At 63.5% G+C, this 20,126-nt stretch carries 19 protein-coding genes; 3 read left to right on the top strand and 16 right to left on the bottom strand.

The genetic code is table 11. The annotated features are described in order from the left end of the window. Positions 1-68: 68 nt before the first annotated feature. The 11 genes from fliN to ACI3KQ_RS12325 are packed head-to-tail and all read right to left on the bottom strand — an operon-like array spanning position 69 to position 10,730. Positions 69-407 (bottom strand): flagellar motor switch protein FliN, encoded by a 339-nt coding sequence (fliN, locus tag ACI3KQ_RS12375; RefSeq protein WP_404958020.1) that lies wholly within the window; start codon positions 405-407, stop codon positions 69-71. Then, the gene (locus ACI3KQ_RS12370) at positions 404-1,288 is read right to left on the bottom strand and encodes a flagellar motor switch protein FliM (RefSeq protein ID WP_404958018.1); all 885 of its coding nucleotides are present in this window, start codon (positions 1,286-1,288) and stop codon (positions 404-406) included. The genes fliN and ACI3KQ_RS12370 overlap by 4 nt, the downstream gene beginning before the upstream one ends. A gap of 51 nt (positions 1,289-1,339) precedes the next feature. Next, positions 1,340-1,981, bottom strand: a complete 642-nt coding sequence (gene fliL, locus ACI3KQ_RS12365; RefSeq protein WP_404958016.1) for a flagellar basal body-associated protein FliL — start codon at positions 1,979-1,981, stop codon at positions 1,340-1,342. 27 nt (positions 1,982-2,008) lie between these two features. Next, the gene (locus ACI3KQ_RS12360; protein WP_404958014.1) at positions 2,009-3,979 is read right to left on the bottom strand and encodes a flagellar hook-length control protein FliK; all 1,971 of its coding nucleotides are present in this window, start codon (positions 3,977-3,979) and stop codon (positions 2,009-2,011) included. A 1-nt stretch (position 3,980) separates the two neighbouring features. Next, complete coding sequence (locus ACI3KQ_RS12355) at positions 3,981-4,406, bottom strand: hypothetical protein (RefSeq protein WP_404958013.1); 426 nt, start codon at positions 4,404-4,406, stop codon at positions 3,981-3,983. Continuing rightward, a complete protein-coding gene (locus ACI3KQ_RS12350; RefSeq protein WP_404958011.1) occupies positions 4,403-5,731 on the bottom strand; it encodes a FliI/YscN family ATPase in 1,329 nt (442 codons plus the stop codon). Before ACI3KQ_RS12350 ends, ACI3KQ_RS12355 begins: the two co-directional genes overlap by 4 nt. Next, a complete protein-coding gene (locus ACI3KQ_RS12345) occupies positions 5,728-6,372 on the bottom strand; it encodes a FliH/SctL family protein (RefSeq protein ID WP_404958010.1) in 645 nt (214 codons plus the stop codon). Before ACI3KQ_RS12345 ends, ACI3KQ_RS12350 begins: the two co-directional genes overlap by 4 nt. Beyond that, on the bottom strand, positions 6,359-7,384 hold the full coding sequence (gene fliG, locus ACI3KQ_RS12340; RefSeq protein WP_404958008.1) for a flagellar motor switch protein FliG: 1,026 nt from the start codon (positions 7,382-7,384) through the stop codon (positions 6,359-6,361). Before fliG ends, ACI3KQ_RS12345 begins: the two co-directional genes overlap by 14 nt. Beyond that, a complete protein-coding gene (gene fliF / locus ACI3KQ_RS12335) occupies positions 7,377-9,113 on the bottom strand; it encodes a flagellar basal-body MS-ring/collar protein FliF (protein ID WP_404958006.1) in 1,737 nt (578 codons plus the stop codon). Before fliF ends, fliG begins: the two co-directional genes overlap by 8 nt. A 3-nt stretch (positions 9,114-9,116) precedes the next feature. Further along, on the bottom strand, positions 9,117-9,476 hold the full coding sequence (fliE, locus tag ACI3KQ_RS12330) for a flagellar hook-basal body complex protein FliE (RefSeq protein ID WP_404958004.1): 360 nt from the start codon (positions 9,474-9,476) through the stop codon (positions 9,117-9,119). 12 nt (positions 9,477-9,488) lie between these two features. Beyond that, a complete protein-coding gene (locus ACI3KQ_RS12325; protein WP_404958002.1) occupies positions 9,489-10,730 on the bottom strand; it encodes a sigma-54 interaction domain-containing protein in 1,242 nt (413 codons plus the stop codon). A gap of 330 nt (positions 10,731-11,060) precedes the next feature. On the opposite strand from ACI3KQ_RS12325, the gene ACI3KQ_RS12320 reads away from it, so the two are divergent. The 3 genes from ACI3KQ_RS12320 to mdoH all read left to right on the top strand — a co-directional run bounded on the left by ACI3KQ_RS12320 (position 11,061) and on the right by mdoH (position 15,561). Continuing rightward, the gene (locus tag ACI3KQ_RS12320; RefSeq protein ID WP_404958000.1) at positions 11,061-11,879 is read left to right on the top strand and encodes a flagellin; all 819 of its coding nucleotides are present in this window, start codon (positions 11,061-11,063) and stop codon (positions 11,877-11,879) included. 212 nt (positions 11,880-12,091) lie between these two features. Further along, positions 12,092-13,579, top strand: coding sequence for a glucan biosynthesis protein (locus ACI3KQ_RS12315; protein ID WP_404958109.1), 1,488 nt, complete (start codon positions 12,092-12,094; stop codon positions 13,577-13,579). Positions 13,580-13,653: 74 nt separating this feature from the next. Further along, a complete protein-coding gene (gene mdoH / locus ACI3KQ_RS12310; RefSeq protein ID WP_404957998.1) occupies positions 13,654-15,561 on the top strand; it encodes a glucans biosynthesis glucosyltransferase MdoH in 1,908 nt (635 codons plus the stop codon). Positions 15,562-15,598: 37 nt separating this feature from the next. Here mdoH and ACI3KQ_RS12305 read toward each other — a convergent pair whose 3' ends face one another. The 5 genes from ACI3KQ_RS12305 to flgM form a co-directional block, all read right to left on the bottom strand. Next, a complete protein-coding gene (locus ACI3KQ_RS12305; RefSeq protein ID WP_404957996.1) occupies positions 15,599-16,330 on the bottom strand; it encodes a sigma-70 family RNA polymerase sigma factor in 732 nt (243 codons plus the stop codon). A 12-nt stretch (positions 16,331-16,342) separates the two neighbouring features. Continuing rightward, a complete protein-coding gene (gene flhA, locus ACI3KQ_RS12300; RefSeq protein ID WP_404957994.1) occupies positions 16,343-18,478 on the bottom strand; it encodes a flagellar biosynthesis protein FlhA in 2,136 nt (711 codons plus the stop codon). Positions 18,479-18,486: 8 nt separating this feature from the next. Continuing rightward, positions 18,487-19,320, bottom strand: coding sequence for a lytic transglycosylase domain-containing protein (locus ACI3KQ_RS12295; protein ID WP_404957992.1), 834 nt, complete (start codon positions 19,318-19,320; stop codon positions 18,487-18,489). 172 nt (positions 19,321-19,492) lie between these two features. After that, positions 19,493-19,801 (bottom strand): hypothetical protein, encoded by a 309-nt coding sequence (locus ACI3KQ_RS12290; protein WP_404957990.1) that lies wholly within the window; start codon positions 19,799-19,801, stop codon positions 19,493-19,495. An 8-nt stretch (positions 19,802-19,809) separates the two neighbouring features. Next, positions 19,810-20,088 carry a flagellar biosynthesis anti-sigma factor FlgM gene (flgM, locus tag ACI3KQ_RS12285; protein WP_404957988.1) on the bottom strand — a complete coding sequence of 93 codons (279 nt, stop codon included), beginning with the start codon at positions 20,086-20,088 and terminating at the stop codon, positions 19,810-19,812. Positions 20,089-20,126: the final 38 nt, after the last annotated feature.

Raw genomic sequence — 20,126 nt, 5'->3', positions numbered from 1 at the left:
TATGGTTAACTCGCCCTTCCGAATCAGAAAGATCGGCGCGCAGCAAGGGAAAAGCGTGATCGAAGCGATCAGCCGCGCCGTTCGACCCCGGCAAGACGGTTTTCAGCGGTCGCGATATCGACGATGCGAATGCCGTAGCGGCCATTCACCGTCACCACTTCACCCTTGGCGATCAGGGCACCATTGACCATGATGTCGAGCAGGTCGTCGGCCTGGCGATCCAGTTCGACGATGCTGCCTTCGGCCAGGTCCATGACCTCCGCCAGGCGCAGCGACGTGGAGCCGACCTCCACCGACATGCGGACGGGAATGTCCGCCAGCAGGCGGAATTGCGGGTTGCTGACCATGCGGCTCAACCCCGTGTCGCCCATGCCGTCCATCCGCGGCGCTTCGCTCATGTCACTCATTTGGCTGATCCCTGTGCAAGCTTTTCAATCTGGAAGGCGGCGCGGCCATCCTGTTCGCCGATCGAGCCATGGGCGACGATGCGGTCTCCCACGATCAGCGGCAGGCTGCGGCTGATCGTGACGGGTATGATGTCACCGGCCTTCAATTGCATGAGGTCGGCGAGGGAAAGATTGGGGCGCGCCAGCACCGTGCGGGCAGGCAGGCGGATGTCGCGCATGCGGTTGGCGATGCGGGCTTGCCATACCGGGTCGGTGCGATCTTCGTCCACCGTGACCTTTGCGCCCATCAGCGGTTCGACCGCACGGAGCGAGGACAGCGGGAACAACAGGTCGATCGGCCATTCCTGGTCGCGCGTGATGCTGAGGTTGAAGCGTTGGAGCACCATCTGTTCGTCGGGCTGCGCGGCCGAGGCAAAGCCAATCCCGGTTTCCCGGACGATAAGGCTGACTTCGAGCGGCAGGATATCGGTCCAGCTTTCCACCATCCGCGCGATCAACGCTTCGGAAATGCGGCTGATCAGACGGTCTTCGGTGGGCGTGAATTCGCCGCGAGCGGGCAGCGGGCGATTGCCGATGCCGCCATAAAAACAGTCCACCAGCGTCGAGATCATGGTTGCGTCCATGCGCAGCAACATCTGCCCCTTGAGCGGAGCGACGCGGTAGACGCCGATGCTGGAAAAGGTGGGCACCTGAGCCGACCAGGCGGCAAAGTCGAGCAGCTGCGCATCCTGCACCCCGACATGCGGCCGCACGCCGGAAATCGGTTCGACCAGGGTACGCAAACGCCGGCCAAGCTTTTCGCCCAGCCGGTCGAGCCCGGACAGCATCTGTGGTGTCTGCGATTCCCCCCGCCCGAAGGCGTAGGTCTGAACGTCGTTCATCTTAGTCCCCTGCCCGGCGGATCAGGGGACTTCCCGACCTTTCAGACACCCCTATTGAATAACGAAATTGGTAAAATAAACGTTATCGATACCGCCATAGCCCGTTTTTTGCTTCAAAATATCGTTGATCGTAGCCTTGATCTTACCCTGGAGCTGTCTTTTGCCTTCCGGCGTGGCCAGCGTCATTTCAGGCTGCTGTGCCAGCATCATAAGAACCTGGCTGCGAATCGCCATCTCATGGGTCTTGATCGCTTCGATCACGCGCATGTCGTAATAGGTCGATACGGCGATCGAGATCTGGGCGAAGGCGTCTGTGTCCGACATGTTGGACGTGAAAGGCGCCTGCAGCTGGAAATAGGTCGCCTGATAGGCGGACGGATTGGCGGGCGTCGGCAGGTCGATGCCCTTGCCCGGCTTGTGCGCAGGGCCGTGGCCTGCAACAGCGGCTTCACCATGGCCTTCACCGCCCATGCCGTGCGCCTTTGCAATTTCTTCGGCATTTTCACCGGCCAGGACGAGCACCGGCTTGTTCGGGTCCGTCTTGGGCCCTTCCTCCTTCGCACCAAAGAAACCGGCGGCATAGAGACCGCCCGCAGCGCCCACGCCGCCCAGCACCATGGCAATGACGATCAGGAGGATCATTTTCATGCCTCCCCCCTTCTTTTTCTTCTTCGTCTTCGCCTCGTCGCTCATGTGCCGGTCCCTCGAAAATCCTGTTGATCAAGCATAGCGCGCGCGCCCGGCAATGCTGGCGTCCTGTCGCGCTTCCGCATGGTTAAGAACGGCAGGATCACCGGAGGATTTAGGGGCAAAGCCGCTATTTTCCCGTGATTGCCAGCGGCCCGGCTGCCCTTGAGGCTGACCCATATTCTGGCTGTTGTTCTGCCAGCCAGAATTGGTCTGGGAGCCTGACTGTTGTTGCTGGGACGATTGGCGCTGCGATGCGTCGCCGCCCATGTCGGAACGGGCGGATTCCCCCACAGGCGCCCGTTCGATCCTGACTTCGGCGATGCGGACCGCGGAAAGTGCCGAGTCCAGCTTGAGCCGGTCGCTATCCTGCCGCAGCGCCAGTTCCGCCGCCTCGCTGGCGACGGTCAGGCTGACCGCTGCGCCTTCAACGCCTTGACGAATGTCCACCTGCACCGTGCCCAACTGGCCGCTATTGACCTGGAAACGGCCCTGCGCGCCATTGGCGGACAGTCCGGCAATGTCACGGGCAAGCCCGTCGATCCACTGGCCCGACACGCCCATATCGACCACCTGCGCGCCAAGGCTGGCGGAAAGGTCGACGACGGGAGCGGACGGGGCCGCAACCGGGCTGGTAGCGGGCGCGGCGGCGGGGGCCAGCGGCGTCATATCCGCAGGCAGCACGGCGAGGGAGGGATTGGGAGCGGCATCCGCGACCAGCGCGGGCTGGCTATCCTTGACGCGCGCGGCGGCGGAGACTTGTTCCCCGACACGGGTGGACGATGCGCCAGACTGGCGGGCGGCCACCTGCTCACGCACCATTTGCAGCAAGGCGAGCGCCTCCGCCTTTACAGCTTTGCCGTTAAGGATGGGGGCGGCAGGCGCCATAGTCTGAATTGTCGCGGCGGCCTGTTCTGCAATGGGTCGGGGCGTTTGTGGAAGACTGGCCTCCTGGGGCTTCGCATCGCGTTCGGCCACAGGCGTGGCCGTGTTGGCAGGTGTCGCAGGCGTCGGCTCAGCCACGGGTGCAGGCGACGCTTGGGTAATGGGAGACGGTTGCGCGAACGGCACGGTCGCTTGGGCCACCGGCGCGGCGTTCGTGGCGGGGGCCGACGGCTCTGCGGCTGGTGCAGAGGTTGTCCCCTTGGTCATCGGGCCGGGCGCAGGGTCCATCGCGACTTCGGGCGCAGCAGTGGCCCGGACGACTGGCGCTGATGGCATGGCGCGAACTGCTCCCTCAACCATGGAAACAGGAGCAGGCTCCTTCGCGATTGCGGGTGCCGCAATGGTCGGGGCGACCGGCGCGGGCGGCATCGCGGGAACTTGCCCCTTCATCGTGGGAACGGGTGCAGCATCCACTGTGGCCGTGGGCGCAACGATGGGCTGCGTGACCGGCTGCGGAACGGGCGCGGCCGCTGGAGCGCTATCCTTCGGCTCTGCCTCTCCAGCCTTCGCCTTCTTGGGGGTGGGCTCGGCTTCTACTGGCGCGGCGTCGACGTCTATCTCGACCGGAGCTTCAGGCGCATCCTCGACTTTGTGACGGGGGGACGCCTTGGTCGAAGGGACAGCCTGTCCCGCTTCGTCCGTCACCTGGGGCTGGGAAGAGGGAGCTTCAATCAACGCTTCTGCTTCGACCTGCGGATCGGCGGCATGTTTGACAAGGCGAAGGGCGAGGCCGGGCGGAATTGTGTCGGGTTCCCCCCTGCCCGCAGCAACTGCAATGGCAAGACCAGGGGGGACATGGTCATGCGGGGGCCTGGCAGGGGCCTCGTCGAACGTCAGGGGAAGGTCCGGGGCGATGGCGCTGGCTGCCTGCTCGTCGGCCTGTAGCAAGGCCTGAGCGGAGGGCGCGGCGACGGCCTCCGCTGGAGTGCCTTCCACCATCGATCCGCTCAGCATCGCTGCGAAATCCGACCCCTCCTCCAGAGCGGCAGGCGGGGCCACAGTCGCACCGCGAGAGGTGGTGGAAAAGAACAGTGTCTTAAGGCTCGCAAGCATGTTCATGTCAGACATCCCCCGTCCGCTGCATCCGGCGATAGCGCGGCAGAGCCGCCAGCTTGTTCTCTCGCCATTCCTCAAGATTCGCGCGGGCGCGATCCTTGAGCTTTTCGGCGATTTCGCGATCCCGATTGGCCACTAGGCTGAGGCCTTCCTTGACCTCTACCTTGCGGCGCGCATCGTAGAGCGCACCATCCAGCTGACGGCCAGCCTGCTCCAGCCGACCAGCAAGTTCATGCATGGATGCAAAAGTCGCGCCATTTTCGACGCCTTCATTACTGAAAAGGTCACCGCGCACTTTGCGCAGCCGGTCCGCATTGCGGGCGATGCCTTCCGCTTCATCGCGGGCGCGTGCGGTTTCTGCCGCAGCCATGGCGTGCTGGACATGGCGGACGCGCAGCACGCGCTGGCGGCGGGCGACCGTCCCCTTCAAGCGCCAAACTCAGCGATCAGGGCACCAGCGCTCGTGTCGAGGTCGATCCGGCTCTTTTGATCCTGACGGATGAAGTCCAGGATTTCCTCGCGGCGCTGCACGGCTTCGTCGATCACCGGATCATTGCCGGGGCGATAGGCCCCCATCAGGATAAGGTCGCGATTTTCCTCATAGGCGGCCCAAAGGCGGCGGTAGGAGGCGGCGGCCATGCGATGTTCATCGGTCACCACGTCGGCCATGACGCGCGAAAGCGACTTGCCAACGTCGATGGCGGGAAAGATCGCCTGTTCCGACAAATGCCGCGACAGGACGAAATGGCCGTCCACAATGGCGCGAGCAGCGTCCACGATGGGATCGTCATTATCGTCGCCATCGGCCAGCACCGTGTAGAGCGCGGTGATCGACCCGCCGGTGCGGCTATCGACGCCTGCGCGTTCGACCAGCCGGGGAATGAGCGCGAGCGCGGAGGGCGGATAGCCCTTCATCGCGGGGGGTTCGCCAAGGGCCAGGCCGATTTCGCGCTGGGCGTGGGCGCAGCGGGTCAGGCTGTCGATCAGCAGCAGCACCTTCTTGCCCCGCGCGCGGAAATATTCGGCGATGGCCGTAGCGCGCGCGGCGGCGCGCAGGCGCAGCACCGGAGGATGATCAGCCGGGACGGCGACGACGATACTTTTGTGCATCGAATTTTTGAGCTTGGTTTCGAGGAAGTCGCTGACTTCGCGGCCACGTTCGCCGATCAGGCCGACGACGACGATGTCGGCTTCGGCCCCGGCGATCATCTGGCCCATGAGGACCGACTTGCCGACGCCGGACCCTGCGATGATGGCGATACGCTGGCCCCGCCCGGCGGTGAGCAGCGCGTTGACGGCGCGCACGCCCAGATCAAAGGGTTCGGTGACCCGGCCCCGGTCGAGGACGTTGCCTTTGACGCCGTTGAGCGGCCAGCTGCCGCCCGCGATGATCGGCCCCTTGCGGTCGAGCGGCTGACCCATGGCATCGACGACCCGGCCGATCAACCCTTCGCCGACCTGCACCATATTGGCCTGGCTATCGGGTTCGACGCGCGCGCCATTTTCCAGCGGCACATCATTGTCGAGCGGGACTAGCAGGGTCTTGTCACCACGAAAGCCAATGACTTCGGCGCGGCAGACGGTGCCATCCGATGCGATCACCCGCGCGCCTGCACCGATCGGCTTGCGGAAGCCGGTGACCTCCAGCATGCCTGCGTCGTGGCTGACCAGTCGGCCAACATGGCGGGGTGCACGGTTCTGCACCTGGAGATGGTCGAACAGGCTTTCGGCCTGCTTCAGCGCGGCCTTGATCATGCCTTCCCTTCCATGTCGTCCATCAGCGCACGCAGGCGCGACAGGCGAACGTCGGGGCCATCTTCGACCCAGCCATCAGCAGTTTCGAGGCGGACGCAGCCGCGATGCATGGCAGGGTCGCCTATCAGCTTGAGGCCGATCACTTCGCCGTCCAGCATCGCCACATCGTCGGGATGCAGATGCAGCGCGCCCTTTTCATCATTTGCTTCGACAAAAGCGGCAACGGTGTCGCAGCGCTGGACAAGCCGTTCGATGTCGATTTCGACTTCACCGACGATCTGTTCGACCAGGCGGACAACAGTTGCGGACAGCATCGTCGACAACATGCCGCTGGGCGCAGGCGTCAGCAGTTCGAGCGCTTCGGCGAGGCGGGCGCGTGCTTCCGCATCGGCGGCGGCTGCGTCGCCGACGACCCGGCATCCTTCGTCAAATCCTTGCGCGAAGGCTTCCATCCGCGCCTGTTCGATCAGGTCCTCGTCCGTCATCGCGGGCGTGGCGTCGTGAATGCCTGAGCCGCGCGATGCGGGCGCTTGCGAATAAAGGCTGCGGAAGCCCCCGCTCCTCACCTGCCCCATGCCGCCCAGCGGAATGCTGGCCGCATCGATGTTGCTGCTCGCGTCCCAGACCTTAAACAAAATCATTCCCCTTGCCGCCCAGCATGATCGTGCCAGCGTCGGCCATGCGGCGCGCGGTGGCGATGATCAGCTTTTGCGCTTCGATCACTTCGGCAAGGCGGATCGGCCCGCGTTCCTCGATCTCGTCCGCAATCGCCTCGGCGGCGCGCGCAGACATGGAGCCGAAGATCTTGCCCTTGAGCATTTCGTTCGCCCCCTTGAGCGCCACGACCAGCACGGACGCGTCGATGGTCCGCATCAGCGTGCCCATATTCTTGTCGTCCATGTCGATCAGGTTATCGAAGACGAACATCTCTTCTTCGATGGTCTGGGCGATCATCTTGTCGCGCTTGGCAACGGCCTTCATGATCCGCTGTTCATTGTCCTTGCGGACGTTGTTCATGATCGCAGCAGCTTCGATCGTGCCGCCACGTTGGGAGGCCGCGCCCTGCTTCTTGGATGTCGACCCGCGCAGCAGCAATTGTTCCAGGTCATCGAGCGCCTCGTTAGACACGGGGCCGAGCGTGGCGATGCGATAAACGATCTCTTCCTGATATTCAGCCGGAAGCAGTTGCAGCACATCGGCGGCAATCGGGGCTTCCAGATGGGCGAGCACGATCGCCATGATCTGCGGATGTTCGGCCTCGATCAACGATGCGACTTCCTTGGCGTCCATCCACTTCAGCATTTCCAGCTGGGTGGAACGGGTCGGCGGCGTGATCCGCGCCAGGATGGTTTCCGCGCGTTCCTCGCCCAGCGCCTTGGTCATGGCGCCCCGGATGTGGCGGGTCGCGCCATAGCCGATAGTGGTGCGCTTCTTCGCCTTGGTGACGAAATGGTCGAGCGCTTCATTGACTTCCTCGACCGCTACGTCGGCGACGTCATACATTGCATAGCCAAGCTGGCGGACTTCGTCGGGTTCCAGGCGGGAGAGGATCTGCGCGGCCTCATCCTCGTCGAACAGCATCAGCAGGACGGCGGCGGCGGCGCTACCCTTGATGGCGCCCAGACCATTTGGGGCTTCCATGGCTTCAGCCATTGTCCTTCTTCCCTTCCTTCAGAAGGTCGCGAACCACCAGCGCGGCGCGATCAGGGTCCTGCTTCACGAAATTACGGATCAGGTCGGCGCGCTGCGCATAGTCATAGGTGGACGATATCATGTCGAGCGTCACCGTCCCGGCGGGATCAGCGACCGATGGCGATTGGCGGCCGATTTCCGTCGAGATTTCGCGGCCGATCTTTGGCCCATTGGCGGCCATGTGGCTGGCGGCGGCATCCTGGGCAGCGGCGCGGCGCTTCAGAAGCGGGCGACCGATGCCAAAGACGACCAGCAGCGCGACGGCAAGGGCCGACAGGTTGCGGACCAGCGGGGAAACCCAGTCGGCTTCATACCAGGGCGCTTTTACTTCTTCCGCCTTGATGAAGCTGCGCGAGGACAAGGCGACCACGTCGCCCCGCGCCTGGTCAAAACCGACCGCGCCCTTCACCAGAGCTTCCAGAGCTGCGATTTCCTGGGCAGTGCGCGGCTTGCCGTCCGCGCCATTGTCGAGCGCGACGGCTACCGACAGCCGCTTGACCGTGCCGATGGCGTCCTTGGTCACCGACACCTCGCGGCCAAGTTCAAAGCTGCGGTTGAAGGTTTCCTCGGTCTTCAGCGGCGCGCTTTCCGGGGTTGCGGGCTGGTTTGCTTCCGTGCCTTGCGACACAGCCTGTCCATTGGGATTGGTCTGGGTGACCGTGGGGTTGACCGGCGCCTGGTTGCTCAGCGCGCCGGGAACGCCGCCCGCTTCGCCACCGGCTCCCTGGCCGCGCGGATCGGACGCCCAGCTGCCGGTTTCAGCACGAAGGCGCGCTTCGTCCTGTGGAAAGCTTTCACGGGTCGCCTGACGTTCTGCAAAGTTCAGTTCGGCGCGAACTTCAGTCGAAAAATTGTCAGCGCCCAGGATCGGGGTCAGCAACGCGATCACCGATTGACGATAGCGGTCCTCGATCTTGGTCTGGACAGCCAGCTGGCGGTCGTCGGCGGAGTTGCCGTCATTATTGCTGAGCAGGCGGCCATTCTGATCGACCAGCGAAATCTGGTCGGGGCTGAGTTCGGGCACCGACGAAGCGACGAGGTGGACGATCGCGCTGACCTGCGCATCGGTCAGCGTGCGTCCCGAAGCGAGGCGGAGCATGATCGATGCCGAAGGCTTTGCCCGTTCCCGCAGGAAGACGCTGCGCGGCTCGACGGCGAGGTGCACCTTGGCGCTTTCCACGCTGTCGATCGCCTCGATCGTGCGGGCGAGGTCCATTTCGCGGGCCGACCGGAGCTTTTCACCCTCTACGGCGCGCGATGCGCCCATCGGCATGCTGTCGATCATGCTGTTGCCGTCGGGCGCGCTTTTGGGCAGGCCCTGCGCGGCGAGCATCATCTTGGCCTTGAAATAATCATCCTCCGCCACGGTCATCGCACCGGAATTGGTGAAGTCATAGGCAAGGCCATTCTGGTCCAGCACCTGCGCCACGGCCGACTTATCGGCATCGGGCAGGCCCCGGAACAGGTCACGCTGCGGCGGTTCGCGCAGCGCGAGCCATGCGGCGCCCGCCGTGGCGACGACGCCCAGCAGGCCCAGCAAAGGCAGGCTTTTGGCGACGGCGGGCTGGCGCATGAAGCCGGTGACGCGGGCTTTCAGAGCATCGGCGCCCTTCGCGCCGCCAAAGGCAGGCGTGTTGGTGGCGGGAAGAGCGGCAGCGCCGCTATCGAGGGTGAGTGCGTTCTGGCTCATCGTTTATACCGGCATGCTCATGATGTCCTTGTAGGCGGACAGGAGTTTGTTGCGGACCTGAAGGGTCGCTTCGAAGCTGACCGACGCCTGCTGCTTGGCCAGCATGACGGCGGCGATGTCAGTCGTTTCGCCGCGTTCGAAGGCGGATGCCGCTTCGCCGGCCTGGCTTTGCAAGCCGTTGACCTGGTTCAGGGCGGAATTCAGCGCTTCGGTAAAGCCGCCGGGCTTGGTGCCCTCGGCTCCACCGATGCCTGATCCACCGCCGACCGTGCCGGTCTGGGCCACGTCGCGCAGGGCGGCGTTCTTCTGGAGGATGGCGTTACGGATCGCCATCACGCTGTCAGTCGGGGAAATGCCGGTCATGCCCTACCTCCCTCAAGCCGCTGCAAGTTCGCGCATCTCGGCGAGCCGATAGCGCAGCGTGCGTTCTGAAATGCCCAGCTTGCGGGCGGCGGCGGCGCGGTGGCCGTCCGTCTCACGCAGCGCGGCGCGGATAGCGTCCAGCTTAGACTGGCGGGCAACGTCGCGTAGACGGACCGGCTCGGCTGGAGCAGGCACAGCGCCCACGATGCGCAGCTGCGGCGCTCCGGCGATGTGCAGGTCGTCCGCGTCGATCCGGTCGCCGTCCCGCAGCACGACAGCGCGCTGAAGAACGTTGCCCAGTTCGCGGGCATTGCCTGGCCAGACATGACCGGCCAACTTTTCCAGCGCGGCGGCGGTCGGCCACACGAAATCCTGATGGCGCAGCAGCATGGCGGCGGCAATCGCGATCACGTCGCCGGTGCGTTCGACCAGCGGGCGCATCTCCAGCGGCATGACGTTAAGCCGCCAGTAAAGGTCTTCCCGGAACCGCCCGGCCGCGACTTCGGCGGCGAGGTTGCGGTTGCACGCGGCGATGATGCGGACGTTGACGGGAACCGGATGGGTCGCGCCGACTGGCAGGATTTCCCCTTCCTGCAGGGCGCGGAGAAGCTTTGCCTGAAGCGCCAGCGGCAGCTCGGCGATTTCGTCCAGGAACAGGGTGCCGCCGTCGGCCGCGAGGAACAGCCCTTCCGATGCGTTCGACGCGCCAGTGAAGCTGCCCTTCTTATGACCAAAGAGCATGGCTTCCATCATCGTTTCGGGAAGCGCGGCGCAGTTGACGGCGATAAAGTCGTGAGTATTGCGGCCCGACTGGGCATGGAGGAAACGAGCCATGCCTTCCTTGCCGGTGCCGGTGTCGCCCTGGATCAGGACGGTGGCGTCGCTGCGAGCGACCCGGCCCGCCAGAGTCATAAGGTGAGCGCTGCCCGCATCGCCCACCGCCGGGATGACTGCCGGGCGAGCCAGCTCCGCGATCAGCGCGAAGGCAAAGCCCATATCTTCGAGGCCGAATGCCACGCGGGCGGGCAGCCCGTTGGCGGCAGGCACCAGCGAAGGCGCGCCGTCGACCAGGTTGATCAATATGTCGCGATGGGTGGCATGACCGATCTCGGTCGCCAGAAGGACGCGGCGCTCTTCCCGCTCACGCGGACTCTGTGCATCGACGATGCGCACCATGTAAAAGGCATTTTCCAGCCAGTGCTGCAAGCCCGGAACGAGCGAGCAGACTCCTCGGCTGACGTCAAGCGATGCCATGAAAGTCCCCAATCCATTTTGGCTGGTTTGTGCCCCCGCACGCTCCAACCCCCCTTCGATGACGTCAGAAGTGCCCGACTGTGGTTAGCATATAGTTAATGCGGCAATTACCTTGCCGCAGGACGGCAATTTTCTTCCGCTTTGCCGCTCGCCCCAACCGGCTTCTATAGGACGCGCGCGCGTGAGACCCACGGATTTGCGCCGTTTTTCAATTTTTCTCAAAAAAGTCGCGTTCAGCCCTAAAAGCTTTTTTCACGCCGCCGTTATCCCCTTTCGAGGCCGCAAGCAGCCTGATGGCAGCGACCTGATAGGACATAGAAAGGGAATATCATGACTGTTATCGGAACCAACTCTTCTGCTCTGCGCGCCATGAATGCATCGGCTTCGTCCAGCAAGGCGCTGGGCGTAGCGATGGAACGCCTGTCGACCGGCAAGCGCATCAACAGCGCCAAGGACGACGCCGCCGGTCTCGCCATCGCCGCGACCATGACTTCGCAGATCAAGGGCATGACCCAGGGCATCCGCAACGCCAACGACGGCATCTCGATGGCGCAGACGGCGGAAGGCGCACTGCAGGAAGTCACCAACATGTTGCAGCGTATGCGTGAACTGACGGTTCAGGCAGTCAACGGCACCAACGACGCTGATGCGAAGACCAACATTCAGGCCGAAGTCGCGGCTTTGTCCACCCAGATCACGAACACGCTGACCAATACCGAATTCAACGGTCAGAAGCTGTTCGACGGCACGGCCGGCACCGCAGGCGTTGTCACTATCCAGGCTGGCGCCAACAGCAGCGACACGGTCGACATCACTTTCGACGATCTGGCGGCTGGCCTGGCGACGGTCCTCGCTGTCGACGTTACGACCGCTACCTCGGCGGATCTCGATGACTTCGGCACCGCGATCCAGGGCATCGCCACGGCCCGCGCAACGCTGGGTTCGGTTCAGAACCAGCTGGAATCGGTGGTCAACAACCTGACCGCGAATGTCACCAACCTCTCCGACGCCCGCAGCCGCATCGAAGACGCTGACTTCTCGTCGGAAACGACCGCTCTCGCCAAGTCGCAGATCCTGAGCCAGGCTTCGACGGCCATGCTCGCCCAGGCGAACCAGAGCCAGCAGAATGTTCTGAAGCTGATCCAGTAATCACCGGATCACGACCTGAATTGACCGGCTGAGGCATTGGTCACCGCCAGCCAGTCATGCAAACCCGGCGCTTAACCGTCCCCACCGCGCCGGGCGAGCACCTTCGATCAAACGACCAGGCAAGAAGCCTCCGTCCCCCCGGGCGGAGGCTTCATCGCTTTTCGAGCAGGCCAAGGCTTGCAATGTGGCCGGGCACGCCCATCATGAGCCGCATGATGAAAATCGACCGTCGCGCCATGATCGCCGCATCCGGCGCAGCGCTGTTCCTTCCCCGTACCCTTTTCGCTCAAGCCGCAGCTGAGCGCTTTTCCTGGGAGGCGCTGGTGACAAGAGCCGGGCGCCTCGCCCGTGCGGCTTACCGGGAAACACCGCATCATCCCGGCGCACGGAAGGTCGATTATGACGCCCTATATCAGGCGCGTTTTCGGGAGGATCGCACCATCTGGGGCGATCTGCCCGGCGATACTGGCGTACAGCTGTTCCCCTTGAGCGCTTCGGCGGAACAGCCGGTGGAAATCGCTCTGGTGGAAAATGGGCGGGCGACCCCGTTACGCTATGACCCTGCCATGTTCGACGCGCCTGCGGACAATGCCGTCCGCCAACTCGGCCCCGATGCGGGCTATGCCGGTTTTCGCGTGATGAACGCCGCACGGGACGGCGACTGGCTGTCCTTCCTGGGGGCGAGCTATTTCCGATCGCCCGGCGCGACCAAGCAATTCGGCCTGTCCGCCCGCGCCATCGCGATCAACACCAGCGTGCCGGGCAAGGAAGAGTTTCCTCGGTTCACCCATTTCTGGCTGGAGCGCACCGGGCGAAGCAGCCTTGTCATCTACGCGCTACTGGATGGCCAATCGATCACGGGCGCCTTCCGCTTTGTCAGCGAATTGACGCCGCAGGGCGTGCGGCAGGATGTCGATACCGCGTTGTTCCCACGCCGCCCCATCGCCGAACTGGGCCTGATGCCGATGACCAGCATGTTCTGGTATGACCAGGCGAGCCGGGCCACCCGTACCGACTGGCGTCCGGAAATCCATGATTCCGACCTGTTGTCATTTGTCGGTGCTGACGGAGCCACGCATGGCCGTCCGCTCATCAACCCGACCGCCCCGCGGGTCAGCGTCTTTGCAGAGCGTAATCCCAAGGGATTTGGCCTGTTGCAGCGCGACCGGAATTTCGATCATTATCAGGATGACGGGGTTTTCTACGAACGCCGTCCCTCGCTATGGGCGGCCCCGCGCAAGCCATTGGAGACCGGGCAGATGCGCCTTTACGAATTTCCGACGACCAGCGAATATGTCGATAATATATGCGCCTACTGGACGCCATCCGCCCCTGTCCGCGCGGGTCGGCGGATCGATGCCAGCTATCGGTTGGACTGGTCGTCGGCGCGGTCACCGGGGGCGAGCGGCGTCGCCTTGCTGGAAAATATCTGGTCAGGCCAGGCGGGCGAAGCCGGGATCGACCGGCTGGTCCTGGATTTTTCCGGTGTGCCACAGGATGTCCGACCCGAAATCTGGGTCGATGTTGCCGACGGCACACTAGTCAAGAAAGGGGGGTATCCGGTGCTTCACCAGCCCGGCTTGTTCCGCGTTGCGCTTGACGCCCGACGCAATAGCGGCAAACCGATGGATATTCGGGTCCAACTTAGGAATGGCAATCGGCCTTTCAGCGAATATGTGCATTATCCCGTCGGCGCTTGATGGGTCCTGTCTATATGGCCAAGGACACGCTTATGTTCCCGGCAAATGCCAGGTTCCCGATAAATGGATATGAGATGACGGTAAGCGGCGGCACGCATATTGGGGACAAGTCCGGCGAGGCAGGAATGAACCGGGGATTTGAGCTTGTGCCAGCCGAAATGCCCCTGGCCATGCCGGAACAGGATTTCGGCGCGACACCCCGCGACTTCCCGCGACGGCCGTTGAACATCGACCAGGTCGCGCGGCGCATTTTGGTGGTGCTGCTCGCCCTGCTCCCCGCATCCATGGCCGCGCATGAGATGCGGCGATCGATCGGTCTGGATGGCATTTCGATGTGGGAAGGCGTCTACCTGGCCTTGTTCATCCCGCTGTTCGCCTGGATCGCCTTTGGATTTGCGACCAGCCTGATCGGCTTCCTGATCCTGACCATGGGCAAAGGCGCGGGCGTGCGCCGTCATCATGTGCAATTCGCAACGCCGCTCAAAGGCCGGACGGCAGTGCTGCTGCCGGTATGCAACGAGGATTTTCAGGAAGTATTGGACCGGCTGTCGATCATGGAAGCGTCGCTGACCCAGGTGATGGGCGGCGAGCGGTTCGAATTCTTCATTCTGAGCGATTCCAACGCGGCCAATGGCGAAATTGAGCGGCGCGCCTATCTGGACATTCGCGATGGTTTTTCGCGCCCGGTCCATTATCGCCGCCGCGCGCTGAACGTCGGACGCAAGCCTGGCAACATCGCCGAATGGGTGGAGCGGTTCGGCGGCGGCTACGACTATATGATCGTGCTGGACGCGGACAGCGTGATGAGCGGGCAGACGATGGCCAGGCTGGCGGCGGACATGGAGCGCCATCCGCATGTGGGCCTGATCCAGACCGTCCCCACCGTTGTCGGCGCATCTACCTTTTTTGCGCGCTGGCAGCAGTTTGCCAGCCGCCTGTTCGGCCCTATCTCCGCCGCTGGCATGATCTGGTGGGCGGGTTCGGAAGGCATGTTCTGGGGCCATAACGCGATTCTGCGGACCAAAGCCTTCGCGCAGAGCTGCGGATTGCCCGAACTGCCGGGTCGGGCGCCATTCGGTGGTCACATCATGAGCCACGACATGATCGAGGCCGCACTGTTGCGCCGCCGCGGGTGGGACGTCCACATGGTGATGGCCGACGACAGTTTCGAGGAATTTCCCCCGTCCCTTCCCGACCTGGCGACCCGCGACCGGCGCTGGTGCCAAGGCAACATCCAGCATGTGCCGCTGATTTCCAGGATCAAGGCGCTGCATCCGGTCAGCCGGTTCCAACTGTTGGTGGGCGCTTCGGCCTATTGCACGTCGCCGCTCTGGCTGGCGTTGATGCTGGTGGTGCTGGGCGGTGCGCTGACCGGGGTGTGGCCACCCAGCGCGATTTTGCCGTCGGGAGGATTGCTGGCGCTGACGGCGGTCCTGCTATTTGGCCCCAAGTTGCTGGCGATGCTGTGGGCCATGTTGGATCCGGCGCGGCGCATCGGTTTTGGCGGGGCGGCGCGGATGAGCCGAGGTTTGATCACCGACATAATGCTGTCGATCCTGATGGCGCCGGTAACGATGCTGACGCAGACGATCAACCTGTTCGGCATTCTGATGGGCCGCAAAAGCGCGTGGAATGGTCAAACGCGCGACCGCGACGGCATGGCGATGGCGAGCGCGATTTGGCTGTTCAAATATCATATCATGCTGGGCAGCGGCCTAACCGTCCTGGCGGTGAAGGCGGGCACGTCGATCGGGTGGATGCTGCCGGTAGTTGCAGGATTGCTGCTGGCCCCTTTTCTGGCGGCACTGACCGCGCGCAAGGATCTGGGGCAAAAAGCCGGGCAAAGCGGGTTGTTTCAGGTGGCTGAGCCATGGTGGCGTGCGCAGAATTTCCAACCGATCCATCATCGGCTGACGTCGATTGACGATGCGCCGGTAAGGGCGTCTGTCAGGGTGCCGCCCGCGATCGCGAAGGATAGCTAGAATCGCCTGCTCCTGCCTACCCAGGAGCACAGGGGCGTCAATCCCAGTCGCGCAGCTTTTCCCGCAGCTTTTCAAGCGCCGCTTTCTTGATCTGGCACACGCGAGCAGCGCCGATATCCAGCGCCTGGCCAATCTCTTCCAAATTCAGTTCTTCCACAAAGTAGAGTTGTAGCACCAGGGCTTCGCGCTGCGGGAGTTCACTGATGCAGCTGGCGAGAGCAGCTTTCAGTGATTCGCGCTCCATCACATCATCCGCCCTGTCCTCGACATCGGCGAACCACATGGACTGATCGGAATAGACCTCATCCATGCTGGTGTGCTGGACCATTTCCGTCCCATCGGCGAGTTCGCGATAGGCGGCGGCTTCAATGCCTAATTCGGCGGCCATTTCAGCCTCCAGCGGGGCGCGCCCCAGCCGCTGTTCCAGCTTGGCGCGAACCGACGAAAGCTGTTTGCGGTTCGCCATCGCCGACCGCGCAATCGTCGCCTGACGCCGTAAATGGTCGATCATCGCGCCGCGCACGCGCAGTTGCGCGTAGGAGGCAAAGCCAAGACCGCGATCTTCAAAGCTGTTCGCGGACTCGACCAGGGCAACCATGCCGATCTGCAGCAGGTCCTCAACCTCGATCGCAGTCGATACGCGGCCATGAACATGCCATGCGATCTTGCGCACCAGCGGCATGTAGCGCCGGGCAAGCTGTTCAGGGCTATTGTTCGACCGGCCGTAGGTGTTGGAATCGGAACCGGCGGCAACCTTCTTCATGAACATGGGTCAGGCTCCTCAGGCGACGCGTTCGCGGCCAGTAACGGTTTCGCGGGGCAGCGGATCGTGGCGCGGCGCGGACCGCTGATCGCCGCCGACGACGGCGACGACTTCCACGCCCTTGCCATCGGGAATTTCCAGGAAGGACAGCACCGGCGTTTCAGGCAGGTGCGGCTTGAACAGGCGGGCCAGCGCACGGCGGGCGACCGGCGAGGTGACGATGGCGAAGTTGCGCGCCTGACCCATGATCGGACGGGCGGCCTGCACCACCGATTCGATGATGCGGTTGGCAAGCGCCGGTTCGATCGGGTGCCTGGCATCGCCCGCGACGCGCATCGCCTGTGCGAGCAACGCTTCGAGATCGCCGTCCAGCGTGATGACCGGCAGCGGCATCTTCACGGGCACGAGGCCCTGGATGATCAACGCGCCGATGCGCTGGCGGACCGCTTCCACAAGCTGTTCGTGATTCATATCGGGCCGTGCGGCATCGACCATCGCCTCGCAGACGCGACGGAAGTCCTTGAGCGCGATCCCTTCGGACAGCAGCGCGCGGCACAGCGCGGAAATCTGCGTGAGGCTGAGCGTGCCAGGGGTCAGGCCGTCGACCAGCTGCGGCGCGGCGTCCTTCAGGTTGTCGAGCAGCTTGCGCGCTTCGTCCAGGCCGAACATCTCGCTGGCGTTCATCGCGATCAGCTGGTTGAGGTGGGTGGCGACAACCGTCGGCGGATCGACCACGGTATAGCCTGCGACCACCGCTTCGCTGCGCTGGACGGGAGAAATCCACACGGCGTCCAGACCGAAGGTCGGGTCCTTGGCCTCGCGACCGGATACCACGCCTTCCAGCGCACCGCTGTCCAGAGCGAGCAGATCGTCGGGATAAATTTCATCCTCACCGACGACCACGCCAGCGATGGTGATGCGATATTGATTGGGTTCGAGCGCCAGATTGTCCTTCACGCGGACCATCGGCACGACAAAGCCCAGCTCCTTCGACAGCTGGCGGCGGATGCCGGTGATGCGGGCCATCAGCGGCGCGCCCTTGCGTTCATCGACCAGACCGATGAGGCCATAGCCGATTTCCAACCCCAGGATCGCGCCGTCCGACACATCATTCCATTCGATGAGCGCGGGGTTGGCCGGTTCCGGCATAGGGGCGGGCTCGGCGGCCTTGGCCTTCGCACTCTTGCGCAGGTGCCAAGCGATATAGCCTGCGACCGCGGCGGCGGGCAGGATGATCATGTGCGGCATGCCGGGCAGGATGCCAAGGAAGGTCAGAATCGCCGCGACAGGCACCCAGGACTTGCCCGAACCGAACTGGCTGGTGATCTGGTCCGACAGTTCCTGTTCGCTGCCGACGCGGGTCACGATGGCGGCGGCGGCGATGGAGAGCAGCAGCGCGGGCACCTGCGCCACCAGCGCATCGCCGATGGCGAGGATGATGTAGGTCTGCGCCGCTTCGCTCATGCTGAGACCATGGCTGACCACGCCCAGGATGATGCCGCCGACGATGTTGATGACCAGAATCAGGATGCCAGCGACGGCGTCGCCCTTCACGAACTTCGACGCACCATCCATGGAGCCGTAGAAGTCCGCTTCGGTCGACACTTCGCGGCGGCGGACCTTGGCTTCTTCGGGCGTCATGAGGCCCGCGTTCAGGTCGGCGTCGATCGCCATCTGCTTGCCGGGCAAGGCGTCCAGGGTGAAGCGCGCGCTGACTTCCGACACGCGGCCCGCGCCCTTGGTGATGACGACCAGGTTGATGATCATCAGGATCGCGAAGACGAAGATGCCGACGACATAATCGCCGCCGATCAGGAAGTGGCCAAAGGCTTCGATGACATGGCCCGCTGCGTCGGACCCCTCATGGCCCGACACCAGCACGACGCGGGTCGAGGCGACGTTAAGCGCCAGCCGCAACAGGGTCGCGAACAGCAGCACCGTCGGAAAGCTGGAAAAATCGAGCGGCTTGGCAGCATTGAGCGCCACCATCAGCACCGCAAGGCTGATCATGATATTAGTGATGAAACCCAGGTCCAGCATGAATGCGGGCACCGGCACCATCATGAAGAGCACGACCATCAGCGTGGCGACAGGCAGGACCGCTCCCTTGGCAGCGCTCGTCCATATCTTCGCTTTGACTTGGGCTGGAGACATTATGGCCGTTACCTTCCGAGGGTGGCAAGCATGAGGTAGGCGAGACGCGCCGTTTGCGGATTGGGCCGGACGCTGACGTCGGCGGCATTCGCAAGGCGCTGGGTTTCGATCCGCACATAGTCCGCGGGCTGCACCATCTTCGCGCCTTCGGGCAGCGCGGTGTCCGAACCATTGGCGGCATAGCGGATGGGTCCGGCGTCGATAGAATCGACGCCCTTCTGCAGCTTTGCCGCGAAGCGATCGCGAATTTCGGCGAAACTGCGAGGACTGCCGGAGCGGTCATAAAAGATGGAGCGATTCGCCCGCGCTGCCGCCGGGAACATCGACGCGGCAGTCGCACCCGGAGCGCGATCATGGACCGACAGGAACTTGCTGGCGCCGCCAACACCCAGAAAATGGGCGAGGTAAAGGTCGACCGGCTCAGCCTCGCGGCTGAGGCGCTGCTCCAGATAAGCCTTGTTGTCGGCAGCATGCTGCGCGGCCATGACGGACGCGGTTTCGGGATGTTTTCGCAGGTCCAGTATCTGCTGCCGCAATTCAGGATCGGCCACAAAGTAGCGCCCGTTCTGACCGCGGCTGATCGAGTCAGCTGCCCAGCCAAGCCCATATTCGCTGCCATGCTTGTCGATGACGGCAAGCCAGCTCTGGTCGATGAATTGATAAAGGCCCGTCGCAGACGATGTCGTCGCGCGCGCTGTGGGATTGAGGCTGCTTTCAATCTTGGCCTGGCCCAGCAGATAGGCGAAATCGACGCCGGTCCTGCGGCTGGCCATGGCAATCGCGCTGGTCACGCGATTGCCGGTCGAAGCGCCTGTCGATGATATGTCTGCAAAAGCCGACAACTGAAAAATCCCCTTTGGTACCGGGGACCATTAGAGCAAGGCTTATGCCAAGATTTGGTTAACGCGCGCTCCATAAATATTGATGGCGCGTTCAGCATGAAAAGAAAAAGGCGCCCGTGGGCGCCCGTTTTCCTTATCGCCGTGCCCTGCCTGCGCAGGAACAGGTTGAGACTTATCGCCCGTAAACCAGTGGCGCCTGCGTTGATCCATGTGCTGCCAGCAGCGCCAGGCGCTGGCCGGCATGATCGGTCAGCACATTGATTCGCACGCGCGCGGATTCGATCATGGGAAGCAGCTCCGTCACCCGCACGCGAATGGCGTCGTCGGCGCGCCACGCGCCGATTGCGCGCACAGCGGCAGCGCAACGGCTGACGCGGTTAGCGGCGGCGTCGATCACCGCTACATCGGTGCCGTCAAGCGCAACGCGCAACTCTTCGAAAGCCGACAAGAGGTCATCCAACGCTGCGACACCGAGCGGCATGGCCAGGATTATCCGTTGATCGGCAGGTCGAGGGCGAGCATCTTGTCCGCGATCACAGCCGGATCGACCGGATAATTGCCCGAAGCGATGGCAGCCTTGATCGCGGCCACACGGTCCATGTCGACCGGCGCACCTTCGGCAGCCATGCGAGCAGCCGGGCTGGCCGATGCAGCAAAAGACGACACGTTTGACGAACCCTTGTCGGAAAAAGTCCGTGCCTTGCCGCTTTCCCGCAAGCGGGAAGCCTCTATGGCGGCGCTCACATTCTGGCCGACAGATTTGATCATGGCTTACTATCCTTCATTCATCCCGCCCATTCTATAAC

Source organism: Sphingobium sp. ZW T5_29 (assembly GCF_044987515.1).
In the GTDB taxonomy this organism is placed as follows: Bacteria; Pseudomonadota; Alphaproteobacteria; order Sphingomonadales; family Sphingomonadaceae; genus Sphingobium.
Note: the sequence above shows the minus strand (reverse complement) of the source record. Positions and strands in the feature narration are given on the sequence as shown.